Below are 14,203 nucleotides of genomic sequence, written 5' to 3'. Positions count from 1 at the left end.
GGCGGTCGCGGGCCGATCGGGTGGTGGGGGCCCGGTAGCGTAGGCGCGAGCAGCACACCGCCGGACCAGACACGAGTGCGGCGGGGAGTGACGGAGAGGGCTGGAACAGTTATGGAAGAGCCGCGTCGCCTCGGCGGCCGGTACGAACTGGGCTCGGTGCTCGGCCGTGGTGGCATGGCGGAGGTCTACCTCGCCCACGACACCCGGCTCGGCCGCACCGTCGCCGTGAAGACGCTGCGGGCCGATCTCGCCCGTGATCCGTCCTTCCAGGCCCGGTTCCGCCGGGAGGCCCAGTCGGCCGCCTCGCTCAACCATCCGGCGATCGTCGCCGTGTACGACACCGGCGAGGACTACGTCGACGGGGTCTCGATCCCCTACATCGTGATGGAGTACGTCGACGGCTCCACGCTCAGGGAACTGCTGCACTCCGGGCGCAGACTGCTGCCCGAGCGCACCCTGGAGATGACGATCGGCATCCTCCAGGCGCTGGAGTACTCGCACCGCAACGGCATCGTCCACCGCGACATCAAGCCGGCGAACGTCATGCTGACGCGAACCGGTCAGGTCAAGGTGATGGACTTCGGCATCGCGCGCGCCATGGGCGACGCGGGCATGACGATGACCCAGACCGCCGCCGTGATCGGCACCGCGCAGTACCTCTCCCCCGAGCAGGCCAAGGGCGAGCAGGTCGACGCGCGCTCCGACCTGTACTCCACCGGCTGCCTGCTGTACGAACTGCTGACCGTGCGACCGCCGTTCATCGGGGACTCGCCGGTGGCCGTGGCGTACCAGCACGTACGCGAGGAGCCGCAGCCGCCCTCGAACTTCGACCCCGAGATCACGCCCGAGATGGACGCCATCGTCCTGCGGGCCCTGGTCAAGGACCCCGACTACCGCTACCAGTCCGCCGACGAGATGCGCGCGGACATCGAGGCGTGCCTGGACGGGCAGCCGGTGGCAGCGACGGCGGCGCTCGGCGCGGTCGGCTACGGCGGCGGGTACGGCCCGCAGGACCAGCCGACGACGGCGCTGCGGCAGGCGGACCCGGCCGCGGCGCAGACCTCCATGCTGCCGCCGATGAACCCGGACGACGGCGGCTACGGCTACGACGACCGGCCCGACCGCCGCCGTCAGCAGAAGAAGTCGAACACCTCGACGGTCCTGCTCGTGGTCGCCGCGGTGCTGGTGCTGGTGGGCGCGATCCTGATCGGCAAGTACTTCTTCGACGGCACCGACAGCGCCCAGGACGAGGTCAACGTGCCCGTCCTGGTGGGCCAGACGATGCAGCAGGCGCAGGAGTCGGCGACCAATGCCGGGGTGAACATCACCCAGTCCGGTACGGAGCGCTGCGACCAGCCCAAGGGGCAGATCTGCAGCCAGACGCCCGACTCCGGGAAGATGAAGAAGAAGGACACGGTCCAGGTCGTCGTCTCCGAGGGCGCGCCGAAGGTCGAGGTCCCGGACGTCACGGAGAAGTCCGAGCAGAACGCCAAGGAGGCCCTGGACCGCAAGGGCTTCAAGGTCGAGGTGAAGACGCAGGAGTCGTCCGACGTCGAGTCCGGGAAGGTCATCTCCCAGAAGCCGGACGGCAACACCGAGGCCGAGCAGGGCTCCACCGTGACCATCACGGTGGCGCGCCAGGCGCAGATGGACGTGCCGCCCGTGGTCGGCCGCCAGCTCGCGCTCGCGCAACAGCAGCTCACGGCCGCCGGCTTCCAGGTGTCCACGGAGATGGTGGACTCGGAGCAGCCGGCGAACCAGGTCGTGGAGCAGACCCCGAACGGCGGCAAGGCGGCGGCGAACTCGACCGTGAAGCTGAAGGTCTCCAAGGGCCCGCAGCAGACGCAGCAGCCGGTCCAGGTGCCGATGCTGTTCATGCAGACGGTGGGGCAGGCCAGGGCCGCGCTGGAGCAGCAGGGGCTCCAACTCGGTGACATCGACGGCCCGCGGGACGACAACGCGATCATCATCGACCAGAACCCGAAGCTGGGCGCGCAGGCCAAGCAGGGCGACCGGATCAACGTCCGTACGCAGGGCGGGATCGGCGGGGACAACGGGAACGGCAACGGGCGGGACAACGACTGACCCGTACCGCCCCTCGGGGCGTTCGTGACAGCAGGAGGCCCCGGCACCCCTCAAGGGTGTCGGGGCCTTCGTGTCGGGGTCTTCGGGCCCTCAGCGCAGCTCGGCCGGCTTGCTGCGGTCCTTGTCGACCTTCACCTCGCGCACCAACTCGCCCCAGACGATGTAGCGGTAGTCGGAGGTGAGGATGGGCGTGCAGGTCGTCAGCGTGATGAAGCGGCCCGGCTTCGCCTTCCCGGACTCCTTCGGCACCGCGTCGAGCACGTCGACGTTGTACTTCGACGTCTTCGGGAGCGTCTTGTAGACCTTGTAGACGTACCAGGTGTCCCGGGTCTCGAAGACGATCGGGTCACCCGTCTTGATCTTGTGTATGTTGTGGAACTTGGCGCCGTGGCCGTCGCGGTGGGCCGCGAGGGAGAAGTTCCCCTTCTCGTCCCAGGGCAGCGCCGACTTGACCGGCTTGGTGTAGTAGCCGGCGATGCCGTCGTTCAGCTCCTCGGGGTCGGTGCCCCGCTTCACCAGCACCTCGCCGTTCTTCATGGCGGGCACGTGGAGGAAGCCGATGCCGTCCTTGGTGTCGATGCCGGGCGGCACGGCGCGGTCCTTCCAGCCGTCCCGCACCTCGTTGCCCTGGCGGGTGGACTCGCGGTCGGCGAGGACGTTGGTCCACCACAGCGAGTAGACGACGAAGAGCCCGAGCACCACGCCTGCCGTGATCAGCAGTTCGCCGAAGACGCTGATGGCGCCGGCGATCCGGCTGCGCGCACGTGTCACTGCACCGTTCCCGTCTCGAAGTGGTCCGGTCGTCCGGTTGGACTCCCGGTCCGTCCCGCCCGTCTCAGCCCACGAGAGCGTCGGGTTTGCCCTTGCTGCGCGGCCGTTCCTCCACCATCTTGCCCCACACGATCATCCGATAGGTACTCGTGAACTCCGGGGTGCAGGTGGTCATGGTGAGGTAGCGGCCGGGTCCGGTGAACCCGGAGCCGCGGGGCACCGGGTCGAGTACGTCGATGTTGGACGGGGCGGTCTGGGGCAGGATGCTCGCCATCTCGTAGGTGTAGTACGCGTCGCGGGTCTCCACCACGATGGGGTCGCCGGGCTTGAGGCGGTTGATGTACCGGAACGGTTCGCCGTGGGTGTTGCGGTGGCCCGCGACGGCGAAGTTGCCCGTGGTGTCGGAGGGCATCGCGGTCTTCAACTTGCCCTCGGCGTAGTGCCCGACCATCCCCCGGTCGAGAACCTTCTCCTTGTCGATGGTCTCGGCCACCGGCACGACGACGTCCAGTTTGGGGATGTACATGATGGCGAAGCCCTCACCCGGTTTGAAGACGCCCGGGGTCCGGTCCTCGTCCTTCTCCTTGAAGCTCTGCGCTATCCGGTCCTTCTCCTTGCTGACCTCCATGCCGGCGCGGACGTTGGTCCACCACAGCTGGTACGTGACGAAGAGCAGCATCAGCACGCCGCAGGTGATGAAGAGTTCACCCATGGCGCGGCTGGCGATCACGGCCGGGCTGTCCTTGGCCGCGCGGGCGGCCCGACGCGCCTCGACGCGGGTCAGGGGGCGGGCGGGGGCGCCGTCGGCGGCCGTGGAGGCCGGTGCGGCGGTGGGTGCGGGCTTCCGTCGTCCGCCCCGCCCCTTGGCCGCGGCGGCAGCGGCCTTGCGCCGGGCGGCCCGGCCTTCGCCGGGCACCGGCGGGGCGACGGTGCTGGCCCCGGGCTCGTCGTCCGGGCTCGGGCTCGGGTCCGAGCCGTCGAAGACGGGCATGACGTGGGTGTCCCCACCGCCGGCCGCGGCGGCGGGCGGCGCCGCAGGGCGGGCGTGGCGGGCCGCCCGGGGCGGCGGCGCGTACCCGTCCTGCGTACGGCCGGAGTCGTACGGGGGCGGTTCGGGCGCGGAACCGTACGACGGCCGCTTGGGCACGGAGCCGTACGGCGGCGGTTCCGGTACGGGGTCCCCGGGGCCGGCGCCCTGCTCGGCCGGGCCGGGGGCGCGCTCCGTGAACCACGGGGACGCTCCCTCCCCTGGCACGGGCTCCCGCACGGTCACGCCACGGCCTTGCCCACCACCGGCGCGAGGCCCGCCGATCGCCCGACCGCACCGGCGTCGCCGCACTGCGCCAGCCAGTTGGCCAGCATCAGGTGGCCGTGCTCGGTGAGTACGGACTCGGGGTGGAACTGGACGCCCTCCACGGCCAGCTCGCGGTGGCGCAGCCCCATGATGGTGCCGTCCGCGGTGCGCGCGGTGACCTCCAGGACGTCCGGCAGGTCGGCCGGCTCCGCGGCCAGCGAGTGGTAGCGGGTCGCGGTGAAGGGCGAGGGCAGCCCGGCGAAGACGCCCTTGCCCTCGTGGGTGACCGGCGATGTCTTGCCGTGCAGCAGCTCGGGGGCGCGGTCGACGACGCCGCCGTACGCCACCGCCATCGACTGCATCCCCAGGCACACGCCGAAGACGGGCACGCCGGTCGCGGCGCAGTGGCGGACCATGTCGACGCAGACGCCGGCCTCCTCGGGGGTGCCGGGGCCGGGGGAGAGCAGGACGCCGTGGAAGCCGTCCTGTGCGTGGGAGAGCTCGACCTCGTCGTTCCGTACGACCTCGCACTCGGCCCCGAGCTGGTACAGGTACTGGACCAGGTTGAAGACGAAGCTGTCGTAGTTGTCGACGACCAGGATGCGGGCGCTCGGCTCGCTCATCGGATCCCTTCCTCGGGGTCGGAGCCGGCGTCGGAACCGCTGCCGGCACCGGTTCCGGTGTCGCCGCCCGCCCCGTCGACCGTCACGTCATTGAACGGAAGCAGCGGCTCCGCCCACGGAAAGACGTACTGGAACAGCAGGTAGACGATTCCGAGGACCAGGACGAGCGAGATGAGCGCACGCACCCACGCGTTGCCCGGCAGGTGCCGCCAGATCCAGCCGTACATTGCCGTCCCTTTCCGTTTCTCGGTACCGCTCCAGACTACGGGGCGGCACGGTCCGCCGGGTCAGCTGCGCAGAGCTTCCGGTTTGCCCTGCGTCACAGGCCGGGTGGCTTCCAGCCGCGCCCAGGCGATCAGCCGGTGGCTGCTGCCCCACTCCGGATCACACGTCGTCAAGGTCAGGTAGCGCCCGGGTTGTTCGAAAGGTGACTTCTTCGGAACGGGATCGACCACTCCGACGTCGGTCGGGACCGTCTTGAAGGGCTTTCTGGCGATGCGGTAGGTGAACCAGGTCGTGCCGTCCGTGACCACGACCGGGTCACCGGGCCGCAGCCGCGGGAAGTCCTTGAAGGGGTCGCCGTAGGTGCGGCGGTGGCCGGCGACGGAGAAGTTGCCGGTGGCGCCGAGCGCGGCGGTGCCGGCGTAGTGGCCGAGGCCCTTCTTGAGGGTGTCGACCGCGGTGCCTTCGAGCACCGGCCAGTCCCAGTCCGCGCCGAACCGCGGGACGTACATCACGGCGAAGGGCTTGCCGGGGCGGTACGCGGGAGCGGGCGGCTGCTCCTTCGGCCCCGGTCCCGGCGCCGGGGCGGCGGTGGGCGGGGTCGGGTCGACGCCGGGCGGATCGGCCGTCGGCGGGGCCGCGGGCGGCGGGACCGCCCCTTGCGACCACTGCTCCTGGAGCCGGGCGATCTGCCCGTCCGTGGCGTCCGCCGCCTTCACCCCGGTCCAGTACAGGACGTACACCACGAACAGCACGATGACCGTGCCGACGGTGATGCACAGCTCGCTGAAGCTGCGGACGATCAGACGCACCGACACCCGGGCCCCCAGACGTGTGGGCACCTCTGCCGCGCCGGCGGCGCCCTGCTACTGAACGGGCTTTGCGTAATGGAGATCCACTGTGCCCGAGTACCCCGGAAGAGTCACTGCCCTGCGCTCGTCCACTTTCCAGCCGAGTCCGTACGCCTCCACGTACAGCTGGTAGTTCTGGATCGCGGTCGAGCGGTCCAGCGCGGCGCGCAGCCGCTCCCGGTCCCCCACCGCGGTGATCTTGTACGGCGGCGAGTAGACGCGGCCCTGGAGGATCAGGGTGTTGCCCACGCAGCGCACCGCGCTGGTGGAGATCAGCCGCTGGTCCATGACCTGGATGCCGCGGGCGCCGCCGGCCCACAGCGCGTTCACCACGGCCTGGAGGTCCTGTTGGTGGATCACCAGGTCGTTGGCCTGCGGCTCGGGGTAGCCGGGCGCGGCGCGGGCGTCGGGCGGGGCGTCGTTGAGGGTGACGGTCAGTGCGTCGCCGCTGACCCGCTCGGTGCCGGACGCCTTCTGGAGGGCGTCGAACTTCTCGTTCTCCGCGCGGGTGTATCCGTCGTCGCGCCGGGCGAGGGCGTCGACGTCGTCGCGGAGCCTGCCGGTGGACTCGTCGAGCTCGCCGTTGCGGTCGCTGCGCTGCTGGATCAGGTCGGAGAGCTTCAGCAGGGAGTCGTCCGTGCGCAGATCAGTGCCCTTCGCCGTGTTGAAGCTCGTCACGAAGATCACGCCGGCGAGGGCGAAGACCGAGGCGGTCAGCGCCCTGCCCGTGATGCGGCGGCCGGCCGTCATCGCGCTCCCCACCCCCTGCCTCGGCAGAATTGCTCAGCGTACCCTTATCTCACCAGGCGCCGCGGAAGCACTACGCTAACGGACGCCCCGAGGGAGGCAGTGGTCCCCGTCGCTCCGGCCCTCGGCGCCAGCCCAGCCAAGTTCCCTGCGCGGTCACGCAGCGCATCGACAGGAGAGTCCCTCGTGCCGAAGTCACGGATCCGCAAGAAGGCCGACTACACGCCGCCGAACGCCAAGCAGGCGACGAGCATCAAGCTGACCAATCGCAGCTGGGTGGCTCCGGTCATGCTGGCCCTGTTCTTGATCGGGCTGGTCTGGATCGTCCTCTTCTACGTGACCGACGGGGACCTGCCGATCGAGAGCCTCAGTAACTGGAACATCGTCGTCGGCTTCGGTTTCATCGCCGCCGGCTTCGGTGTCTCCACCCAGTGGAAGTGATGGTCCACAGCTTTGTCCACAAGGTTGTCCACAGTGGGGAAAAGGTCAGACGATCTGTGGATAACCTTCAGGATGTTGACGCTGGTGTGACTGGATGACTGCGCCTGCGCCACCCTGGTGACCTGCGCGAAGACCGTCCACGCCCCTTGTCCCCGCTGGGTCGACAGCTGTTCGACCGCAGTCGGGGACGAGGGGCGCACCCTTTCCCCACGACATGCACAGGATCCGCCACTCGCTGTGGACAACCCTGTGCAACGCCCCACGTGGGACCCGGTGCCCGTGCTACGTGAGGTACGCGGTGCGGGCGACCAGCGCCGCCACGATCGCGACCGCCACCGCCGCCATGACCACGACCTGCACCAGGGTGCGGCGCTCCCGCGGGGCGTACACCATCCCCAGCGCGAGCAGCCCGCCCGTCAGCAGCCCGCCGAGGTGCGCCTGCCAGGAGATCTCCCCGGGCCGCACGAAGGTCAGGACCACGCTGAAGAGGATGATCAGGACGACCGGGCCCATGTCGAGCTTCATCCGCCGCAGCAGCACGGCGAAGGCTCCGACGAGTCCGAAAATGGCTCCCGATGCGCCGATCGTTGCTTGGTTCGGGGCGTTCAGCAGATAGACGAAGACGTCGCCGCCGAGCCCCGACAGCAGATAGAGGGCGAGGAAGCGCCCGCGGCCGAGCGCCGGCTCCACCATCCGGCCCAGGAACCACAGCGCGAGCATGTTGAACGCGATGTGGGAGAGCTCCTGGTGCAGGAACATCGAGGTCACCAGGCGGTACCACTCGCCGTCGGCGAGGCCGACGACCTCCCCGAGCTGGGGGTTGTACGCGTAGCCGATCAGGCTCAGCTCGTCGACGAATCTGTCGCCCAGGGCCAGCACCGCGACGAAGACCGCGAGGTTGATCCCGATCAGGACCTTCGTGACCAGGAAGGAGTCGGCGACGACGGTGCCGCCGGCGATCGTGCGGGGCTGGTTCGCCGCGGGGCCGTGGCCCGTACCGGAGCCGCTGCGCACGCACTCGGGGCACTGGAAGCCCACGGACGCGCTGATCATGCACTCGGGGCAGATGGGCCGCTCGCAGCGCGTGCAGCTTATGCCCGTCTCGCGGCCGGGGTGGCGGTAGCAGCTGGGCAGGCCGTGCGCGCCCGGTGACTCGCGCGGACTGTCTGGCGCCTGGTCCATGAATTCCCTCGACATCCTGGGTCTCTGCTTCCCGCTGCTGTTCCAGCTCTCCGCAACCGTCTGCGCACGTCTGCCCCGGCACCCGGGGCAGAACACACCGCCCCGCCCATCCACCAGACGGATGGGCGGGGCGCATTTGTTCCCGTGGCGCGCGCGATCGCAGGTGACCGCGGCGGTGGGGCCGGCCGTCGGAGCGACCGTCGGGCCGCCGGTGGGGCCACCGGGCGGGCGGGCTAGGCCGGCCGCGGGACGGACCGGCGGGACGGCCGACCGCGAGACGGGCCGGCGGGCGGGATCAGCCCTCGCGGGTCTCGATCACCACGGACTCGATCACCACGTCCTGCACGGGACGGTCGGTGCGCGGGTTGGTCTGGGTGCCCGCGATCACGTCCACGACCTTCTTGCTGGCGTCGTTGGTGACCTCGCCGAAGATGGTGTGCTTGCCGGTCAGCCAGGTCGTGGGGCCGACCGTGATGAAGAACTGCGAGCCGTTGGTGCCCGGGCCGGCGTTGGCCATGGCCAGCAGGTACGGCTTGTTGAAGGCCAGCTCCGGGTGGAACTCGTCGGCGAACTTGTAGCCCGGGCCGCCGGTGCCGTTGCCCAGCGGGTCGCCGCCCTGGATCATGAAGCCGCTGATCACCCGGTGGAAGATCGTGCCGTCGTACAGCCGGTCCGTGGACGGCTTGCCGGTCTGGGGGTTGGTCCACTCGCGCTCGCCCTGGGCGAGCTCGACGAAGTTCTTGACCGTCTTCGGCGCGTGGTTCGGCAGCAGCCGGATCTCGATGTCGCCTTGGTTGGTCTTCAGGGTGGCGTAAAGCTGCTCAGCCACGGTCCTGCCTTCCGGTAGGTCGTCAGTCGTCTCGGGACGCCCCGATCCTCGCACGGAAGCAGGGCCGGGGGACAAAACCGGCCGGGGACGGATGCGGACGAACCGTCTGAGGGCGGGGCGTATGACCCGGATGCCCGCACCGCATGCCGAGGCCAGCGCCCGGAGGCATGATTTCCGAGCAGGCGGAAAGGCGAAATGCACCGAACTGGGTCGGGCGGATCGTGCGGCCGTACCCAGGAGAACGCCACCGATGAGGAGGTTTCCGTGACCCGCATGGACAGCGTGCGCGCCGCGACCGAGACGGCCAGGGACAGCGTGCTGCACGCAGCGGACGTGGTGGCGCCATACGCCGGTACGGCCCGGGACCAGGCCGCTCATTACGCGCACGAAGCGCGCGTGCGGATCGCGCCCAAGGTCTCGAAGGCCGCTCAGCAGGCAGCCGCGCAGGCCCGGGTCCAATACGACGCCCATGTGGCGCCGCACGTGCCGCCCAAGGTGGACGAGGCCGCGCACCGGGCGGCGTGGCAGGCCCGGAAGGCCGCTCGTCAGGCGGTGGACTACGGCAAGCCGCGCATCGAGCACGTGGTGTCCGCGGCCCAGCCGGTACGGGAGGAGGCCGCGGTGAGGTCAAGTGCCGCTCTCGCCGCGCTGCGCGGCGGGGTGACGGCCAAGGAGATTCAGCGGTTGGTGCGCAAGCACGAGCGGCGGGCGAAGGCCGGCCGGGTCGTCAAGGGTCTGGCGGTCGTGGGCGTGGTGGCTGTCGGAGCCTTCGCCGCGTGGAAGTGGTGGGACCGGCAGGCCAATCCCGACTGGCTGGTGGAGCCGCCCGCGGCTACGGAAGTGCCGGGACGCGATCCGCTGTCGTCCGTCGACGGCAGTCCGGAGGCGCTGGACCCCGAGGTGCGGGCCAAGCAGGCCGACGCGGACGCCGCTGACCGCGACGAGGACGGTCCGGGCCGCTGACGGCGGCCGTGGCTGAGGCTGAGGCTGCGGTTGTGACTGTGGTTGTGGCCGTGGCTGCGGTTGCATCCGTGGCTGCGTACGACGACTAGGGGCGCGGGACGCGCGGTACGACGTACGTCTTCAGGAGCGCCGGGAAGCTGCTGTGCACGCGGCTCCCGGCGCTTCACGCCGCGGTGGTGAAGGAGGACCGGGCCGCAGGAACCACCGTCCGGTCGGTCGTGACCGGCTCGCCCGCGTGCAGGGACCGGTCGGCCACCGCCGCCGCCTCCGGTGCCACCGGCTCGGCGCCGGTGTCGTACACGGCCAGCTTGCGGACGGACGGGGACGAGCCGTGCGCCTCGGCGCGGATGCGCTGCTTGATCGTGGGCGGCAGAGACCGCTCGCGCGCTTCGGCGTGCCAGGGCGAGTGCTGTGCGGGCAGCAGCATCGGCAGCAGGGACCGCACGGCACGGGCGCGCTCCGCCTCCTGCGCGCGCTCGCGTTCGCGCTCCCGTTCGCGTTCCCGGCGCGGCGAGCCGCCGGCGGCGGTCCCGCCGGGTTCGGCGTCGACGGCCGTTCGTCCTCCGGGCGCCGGGGCGCCGGTGGCGGACACCGCGTCCTGCGCCGGGCGGGCGGGCTCTTCGGGGGTGGGAGCGGCGGCCGAACGGGCGCCGTTCGCCGCGGCGGCGCTGGTGAGCCCCAGCGACGCGAACAGTGCGACCAGCGCGGTGAGGAACGCGGTCCACAGGTTTCTGACCTTCAGGGCGGCCATGACCCCTCGCTTTCGGGTTGGGGGACGTCCGGGTGGGAGGACGTCCGCGTCGGGCGACGTCCGGGTTGGACGACGCACTTTCGGGTTGGGCGATCTACATACCTTCCTCATGATGTGTACGCATCTCGGGTTGCGGGGGACCGACGCAGCTGCTAAGCGGTTCTTCTGATGAACACCACCCGATCGGCCCCCTCCGGGTCTCCGAACCGGGTCGGAGGGGTTAGGGTGCCGCGCGCTCCGTCCGTACGTGCAGGATCTGCACCGGGTGTCACATCGGCCGCGCCCGACGGGTCACCTCACTGACACGACGCGAGGAGACACGAGGAGACGTGCGACCGATGGACGAGAAGGACTTCCTGGCCGAGCGCTTCGAGGCGCACCGCCGGCACCTGCACGGGGTCGCCTACCGGATGCTCGGCTCGGTCAGCGAGGCCGACGACGCCGTCCAGGAGACGTGGCTGCGGGTCAGTCGGCACGGCGACGACGACGTGGAGAACCTGGGCGGCTGGCTGACCACGATCACGGGCCGGGTCTGTCTGAACATGCTGCGCTCGCGCAGCCAGCGGGCCGAGGAGCCACTCGGCGTCCGCCTCCCTGACCCGGTGGTCGACCGGGCGGAGCCGAAGGACCCCGAGCACGAAGCGGTGCTGGCGGACTCGGTCGGGCTCGCGCTGCTGGTGGTCCTGGAGACGCTGGCGCCGGCCGAGCGGCTCGCCTTCGTGCTGCACGACCTGTTCGCGGTGCCCTTCGACGAGATCGCGCCGATCGTGGGACGCACGCCGGCGGCGACCCGGCAGATCGCCAGCCGGGCGCGGCGCCGGGTGCAGGGCACCCCGGCGCCCGATGCCGACCTGGCGGGGCAGCGGGCGGTCGTGGACGCCTTCCTGACGGCGGCGCGCGGCGGGGACTTCGCCGGGCTGCTGGCGATCTTGGACCCGGACGTGGTGGTGCGGACGGACTGGGGCGCGCTGCGCCCGGGCAGCGTGGTGCGGGGCGCCGACACGGTGGCCGGCAACGCCATCACGTACACCCGGCTGGCGGGGTCGGCACGGCCGGCGCTCATCAACGGGGCGGCGGGCTTCGTGGCGTACACCCCGCACGGCACGCCGCTCTCGGTCATGGCCTTCACGATCACGGACGGGAAGATCGTGGAGATCGACTCGCTCGCCGGTGCGGACCGGCTGGCCGGGATCGATCTGACGGCCCTGGACGGGTAGGCGTACGCGCGGACGCGTCCGCTCGTACGCGCGCTTCTACGAGTCGAGGAGCACGGGGAACCCGGTCCGGCGCCACAGAGCGCCGCTGAACGCCGCTGAACGCCACCGAGTGCCACCGCGTGCCACCCGGCACCAGCAACGGCACAAAGGTGCTGCCACATGACGCCAAGCGATGCCATGTGGCAGCACCACACCCGGCAACACCTGCCGCGACACCTTTGGCATCACCAAAAATACCCACCCTGACCTGCAGTTTTCACGAGTGAGGCCAAACAGGGCTTGCAGTGGCACCACAAGTGATGCCATGATGACGCCATGGACCTCACCCCGTATGTCGACAACCTCCGCCGCGAACTCGCGGTGGCCGCCGAAGCCGGTGGGGGCGAAGCCCGCGAGCTGGCCGAGCGGCTCACTGCTCCTCTGGAGTCCGCGACCCGACTGACCATGCTGAACGTGCTCTCCGCCGCGATGGACGAGATCACCCGCGAGCTAGCCCCCGGCTCGGTCGACGTACGGCTGCGCGGACTCGACCCCGACTTCGTGGTGTCGCTGCCGCCCGCCGACGCCCCGGCGGAGGCGACCGCCGCGCCGGCCGAGCCGCTCAAGCCCGCGGCCCCGGTCGACGGCGACGAGGGCGGCACCGCCCGCATCAACCTGCGGCTGCCGGCCCACCTCAAGGCGCGCGCCGAGGAGGCGGCCGGCCGCGAGGGCCTTTCGGTCAACGCGTGGCTGGTGCGCGCCGTGTCCGCCGCGGTCGACGGCGGCGCACAGCCCCCGTCGCACACACCGCGAAGGACCCAGAGCTTCGGACAGAGCATCACGGGTTGGGTGCGCTGACCACGCAGGCCGGGCGGACCTCGCCGGCCGCGCTCGCCGAGCCGGCCGCGTAGCCCCACGCAGAACGCGTAGCCCGCACAGATCACGCAGATCACGCAGACCACGTACGCGCCGTACCCGCACCACTTCATCCACACCACGTCCCACCAGCGGGGACGCCCCAGAGAGCCAAGAGGACGGGACAGCCATGCCTTCTTTCGACACCCCCGAACCGATCTCCGCCATCGCCCACGTGGAAGCCGGCTCCATCCGGTTCGCCGCGAGCGACCGCCTCGACACCGTCGTCGCGGTGGAGCCCCGCGAACCGAAGAAGGACATGGACGTGCGGGCCGCCGAGCAGACCGACGTCTCCTTCGCGAACGGCACCCTGACGATCCGGACGCCGAAGCAGCGCTATCTGATCGGGCGCACCGGCACCGTCGACGTGACGGTCCAACTGCCCGAGGGCTCGCGCATCGAGCTGACCGGCGCCTGGGCCCAGGTGTACGGCGAGGGCCGGCTCGGCGAGGTGCGGGTGAAGACCTCGTCCGGCGACGTCCGCCTCGACACGACCGGTCCGCTGTACCTGAACGCGTCGCACGGCTCGATCACCGTGGACCGCGTCGAGGGCCCGGCGGAGGTCTCCACCAGCACCGGCAGCCTGCGCGTCGGCAGCATCGACGGCACCGGCGTGCTGAAGAACTCGCACGGCACCACGATCGTCGGCACGGTCGTCGGCGACCTGCGGGTGAGCGGCGCCAACGGTGACATCGACGTGGCACGGGCCGAGGGCTCGGTCGCGGCCACCACCGCGCACGGCGCCCTGCGCGTCGCCGACGTGGCCCGCGGCACCGTCCAGTTGGAGACGTCCTTCGGCTCCATCGAGGTCGGCGTCCGCGAGGGCACGGCCGCCTGGCTCGACGTCACATCGGACTCCGGGCAGGTCCGGAACACGCTCACGGCGTCCGAGAGCCCGAAGCAGACCGAGGAGACCGTCGAGGTCCGCGCCAGGACCCGGTACGGCAGCATCGACATCCTCCGCGCCAGGGCCTGAACGCCCCGATCGAACGCTGCTGCGCCGCGCCCCGCGGCCCCGCGCAGCAGCTGCACGGCCACAGAGCAGCATCTGAGCGCTGAGCGCCCGGGCGCTTGAGCCCCGCTCGCCTCACCCCCGCCTCACCCCTCACCCCGCCCACTTTCACCTCGGTCTTCGAACGGAGGGCTCCATGCCTTCTTCTGTCATGCCCACGTCCAGGCAGGGCGACGGTCCGCACGCCGCCTCCGCCGCCTCCTCCAACGCCGCCATCTCCGTCACCGGCCTGCGCAAGTCGTACGGTGGCAAGTCCGTCCTGGACGGCATCGATCTGAGCATTCCGGCCGGGTCGGTGTTCGCCCTGCTGGGCCCGAACGG

General features: G+C 70.9%; 15 protein-coding genes and 1 pseudogene. 7 read left to right on the top strand and 9 right to left on the bottom strand.

All coding sequences use genetic code 11. The annotated features are described in order from the left end of the window. The first annotated feature begins 111 nt into the window (after nucleotides 1-111). Nucleotides 112-2,085, top strand: a complete 1,974-nt coding sequence (gene pknB / locus ABZ842_RS25790; protein WP_361541161.1) for a Stk1 family PASTA domain-containing Ser/Thr kinase — start codon at nucleotides 112-114, stop codon at nucleotides 2,083-2,085. Nucleotides 2,086-2,175: 90 nt separating this feature from the next. On the opposite strand, the gene ABZ842_RS25785 is transcribed toward pknB, so the two are convergent. From ABZ842_RS25785 to ABZ842_RS25760, 6 genes are all read right to left on the bottom strand, one after another. Continuing rightward, nucleotides 2,176-2,856 (bottom strand): class E sortase, encoded by a 681-nt coding sequence (locus tag ABZ842_RS25785; protein ID WP_361541158.1) that lies wholly within the window; start codon nucleotides 2,854-2,856, stop codon nucleotides 2,176-2,178. A 64-nt stretch (nucleotides 2,857-2,920) separates the two neighbouring features. Beyond that, nucleotides 2,921-4,168: a class E sortase gene (locus tag ABZ842_RS25780; RefSeq protein WP_361541508.1), complete on the bottom strand. Its 1,248-nt coding sequence runs from the start codon at nucleotides 4,166-4,168 to the stop codon at nucleotides 2,921-2,923. Continuing rightward, a complete protein-coding gene (locus tag ABZ842_RS25775) occupies nucleotides 4,126-4,773 on the bottom strand; it encodes an aminodeoxychorismate/anthranilate synthase component II (RefSeq protein WP_361541155.1) in 648 nt (215 codons plus the stop codon). Before ABZ842_RS25775 ends, ABZ842_RS25780 begins: the two co-directional genes overlap by 43 nt. Further along, nucleotides 4,770-5,000, bottom strand: a complete 231-nt coding sequence (locus ABZ842_RS25770) for a hypothetical protein (RefSeq protein ID WP_361541152.1) — start codon at nucleotides 4,998-5,000, stop codon at nucleotides 4,770-4,772. The genes ABZ842_RS25775 and ABZ842_RS25770 overlap by 4 nt, the downstream gene beginning before the upstream one ends. Nucleotides 5,001-5,060: 60 nt before the next feature. Next, complete coding sequence (locus ABZ842_RS25765) at nucleotides 5,061-5,813, bottom strand: class E sortase (RefSeq protein ID WP_361541505.1); 753 nt, start codon at nucleotides 5,811-5,813, stop codon at nucleotides 5,061-5,063. Between the two features lie 48 nt (nucleotides 5,814-5,861). Continuing rightward, nucleotides 5,862-6,596 carry a DUF881 domain-containing protein gene (locus ABZ842_RS25760; RefSeq protein ID WP_361541149.1) on the bottom strand — a complete coding sequence of 245 codons (735 nt, stop codon included), beginning with the start codon at nucleotides 6,594-6,596 and terminating at the stop codon, nucleotides 5,862-5,864. A gap of 183 nt (nucleotides 6,597-6,779) precedes the next feature. Here ABZ842_RS25760 and crgA point away from each other — a divergent pair, with 183 nt between their 5' ends. Then, on the top strand, nucleotides 6,780-7,034 hold the full coding sequence (gene crgA, locus ABZ842_RS25755) for a cell division protein CrgA (protein ID WP_361541146.1): 255 nt from the start codon (nucleotides 6,780-6,782) through the stop codon (nucleotides 7,032-7,034). 282 nt (nucleotides 7,035-7,316) lie between these two features. On the opposite strand, the gene ABZ842_RS25750 is transcribed toward crgA, so the two are convergent. Together ABZ842_RS25750 and ABZ842_RS25745 are read right to left on the bottom strand one after the other, a co-directional pair. Further along, complete coding sequence (locus ABZ842_RS25750; RefSeq protein WP_361541143.1) at nucleotides 7,317-8,216, bottom strand: rhomboid family intramembrane serine protease; 900 nt, start codon at nucleotides 8,214-8,216, stop codon at nucleotides 7,317-7,319. A gap of 295 nt (nucleotides 8,217-8,511) precedes the next feature. Beyond that, complete coding sequence (locus tag ABZ842_RS25745) at nucleotides 8,512-9,045, bottom strand: peptidylprolyl isomerase (RefSeq protein ID WP_361541140.1); 534 nt, start codon at nucleotides 9,043-9,045, stop codon at nucleotides 8,512-8,514. A 264-nt stretch (nucleotides 9,046-9,309) separates the two neighbouring features. Here ABZ842_RS25745 and ABZ842_RS25740 point away from each other — a divergent pair, with 264 nt between their 5' ends. Next, entirely contained in the window at nucleotides 9,310-10,008 is a 699-nt protein-coding gene (locus ABZ842_RS25740; RefSeq protein WP_361541137.1) for a DUF5324 family protein, read from the top strand. 163 nt (nucleotides 10,009-10,171) lie between these two features. Here ABZ842_RS25740 and ABZ842_RS25735 read toward each other — a convergent pair whose 3' ends face one another. Next, nucleotides 10,172-10,600 (bottom strand): DUF6344 domain-containing protein, encoded by a 429-nt coding sequence (locus tag ABZ842_RS25735; protein WP_361541502.1) that lies wholly within the window; start codon nucleotides 10,598-10,600, stop codon nucleotides 10,172-10,174. 497 nt (nucleotides 10,601-11,097) lie between these two features. Between ABZ842_RS25735 and ABZ842_RS25730 the strand changes: the two genes are divergently transcribed. From ABZ842_RS25730 to ABZ842_RS25715, 4 genes and pseudogenes are all read left to right on the top strand, one after another. Beyond that, a complete protein-coding gene (locus tag ABZ842_RS25730) occupies nucleotides 11,098-11,976 on the top strand; it encodes a sigma-70 family RNA polymerase sigma factor (RefSeq protein ID WP_361541134.1) in 879 nt (292 codons plus the stop codon). 315 nt (nucleotides 11,977-12,291) lie between these two features. Then, nucleotides 12,292-12,813, top strand: coding sequence for a toxin-antitoxin system HicB family antitoxin (locus ABZ842_RS25725; RefSeq protein ID WP_361541131.1), 522 nt, complete (start codon nucleotides 12,292-12,294; stop codon nucleotides 12,811-12,813). Nucleotides 12,814-13,000: 187 nt separating this feature from the next. Next, nucleotides 13,001-13,846: a DUF4097 family beta strand repeat-containing protein gene (locus tag ABZ842_RS25720; protein WP_361541128.1), complete on the top strand. Its 846-nt coding sequence runs from the start codon at nucleotides 13,001-13,003 to the stop codon at nucleotides 13,844-13,846. Nucleotides 13,847-14,033: 187 nt separating this feature from the next. Then, nucleotides 14,034-14,203: pseudogene (locus tag ABZ842_RS25715) on the top strand (ABC transporter); the annotation flags it as partial.

The organism is Streptomyces sp. NPDC047315, from assembly GCF_040643215.1.
Taxonomy (GTDB): Bacteria; Actinomycetota; Actinomycetes; order Streptomycetales; family Streptomycetaceae; genus Streptomyces.
The sequence above is the reverse complement of the archived record's forward strand: the minus strand, read 5'-3'. Positions and strand labels throughout refer to the sequence as shown.

Excerpts from the sequence above, each read along its gene's own strand:
- pknB (WP_361541161.1), top strand. The coding sequence starts at position 112 with ATGGAAGAGCCGCGTCGCCTCGGCGGCCGGTACGAACTGGGCTCGGTG.
- ABZ842_RS25775 (WP_361541155.1), bottom strand. The coding sequence starts at position 4,773 with ATGAGCGAGCCGAGCGCCCGCATCCTGGTCGTCGACAACTACGACAGC.
- ABZ842_RS25770 (WP_361541152.1), bottom strand. The coding sequence starts at position 5,000 with ATGTACGGCTGGATCTGGCGGCACCTGCCGGGCAACGCGTGGGTGCGT.
- ABZ842_RS25760 (WP_361541149.1), bottom strand. The coding sequence starts at position 6,596 with ATGACGGCCGGCCGCCGCATCACGGGCAGGGCGCTGACCGCCTCGGTC.
- ABZ842_RS25750 (WP_361541143.1), bottom strand. The coding sequence starts at position 8,216 with ATGGACCAGGCGCCAGACAGTCCGCGCGAGTCACCGGGCGCGCACGGC.
- ABZ842_RS25730 (WP_361541134.1), top strand. The coding sequence starts at position 11,098 with ATGGACGAGAAGGACTTCCTGGCCGAGCGCTTCGAGGCGCACCGCCGG.
- ABZ842_RS25725 (WP_361541131.1), top strand. The coding sequence starts at position 12,292 with ATGGACCTCACCCCGTATGTCGACAACCTCCGCCGCGAACTCGCGGTG.
- ABZ842_RS25720 (WP_361541128.1), top strand. The coding sequence starts at position 13,001 with ATGCCTTCTTTCGACACCCCCGAACCGATCTCCGCCATCGCCCACGTG.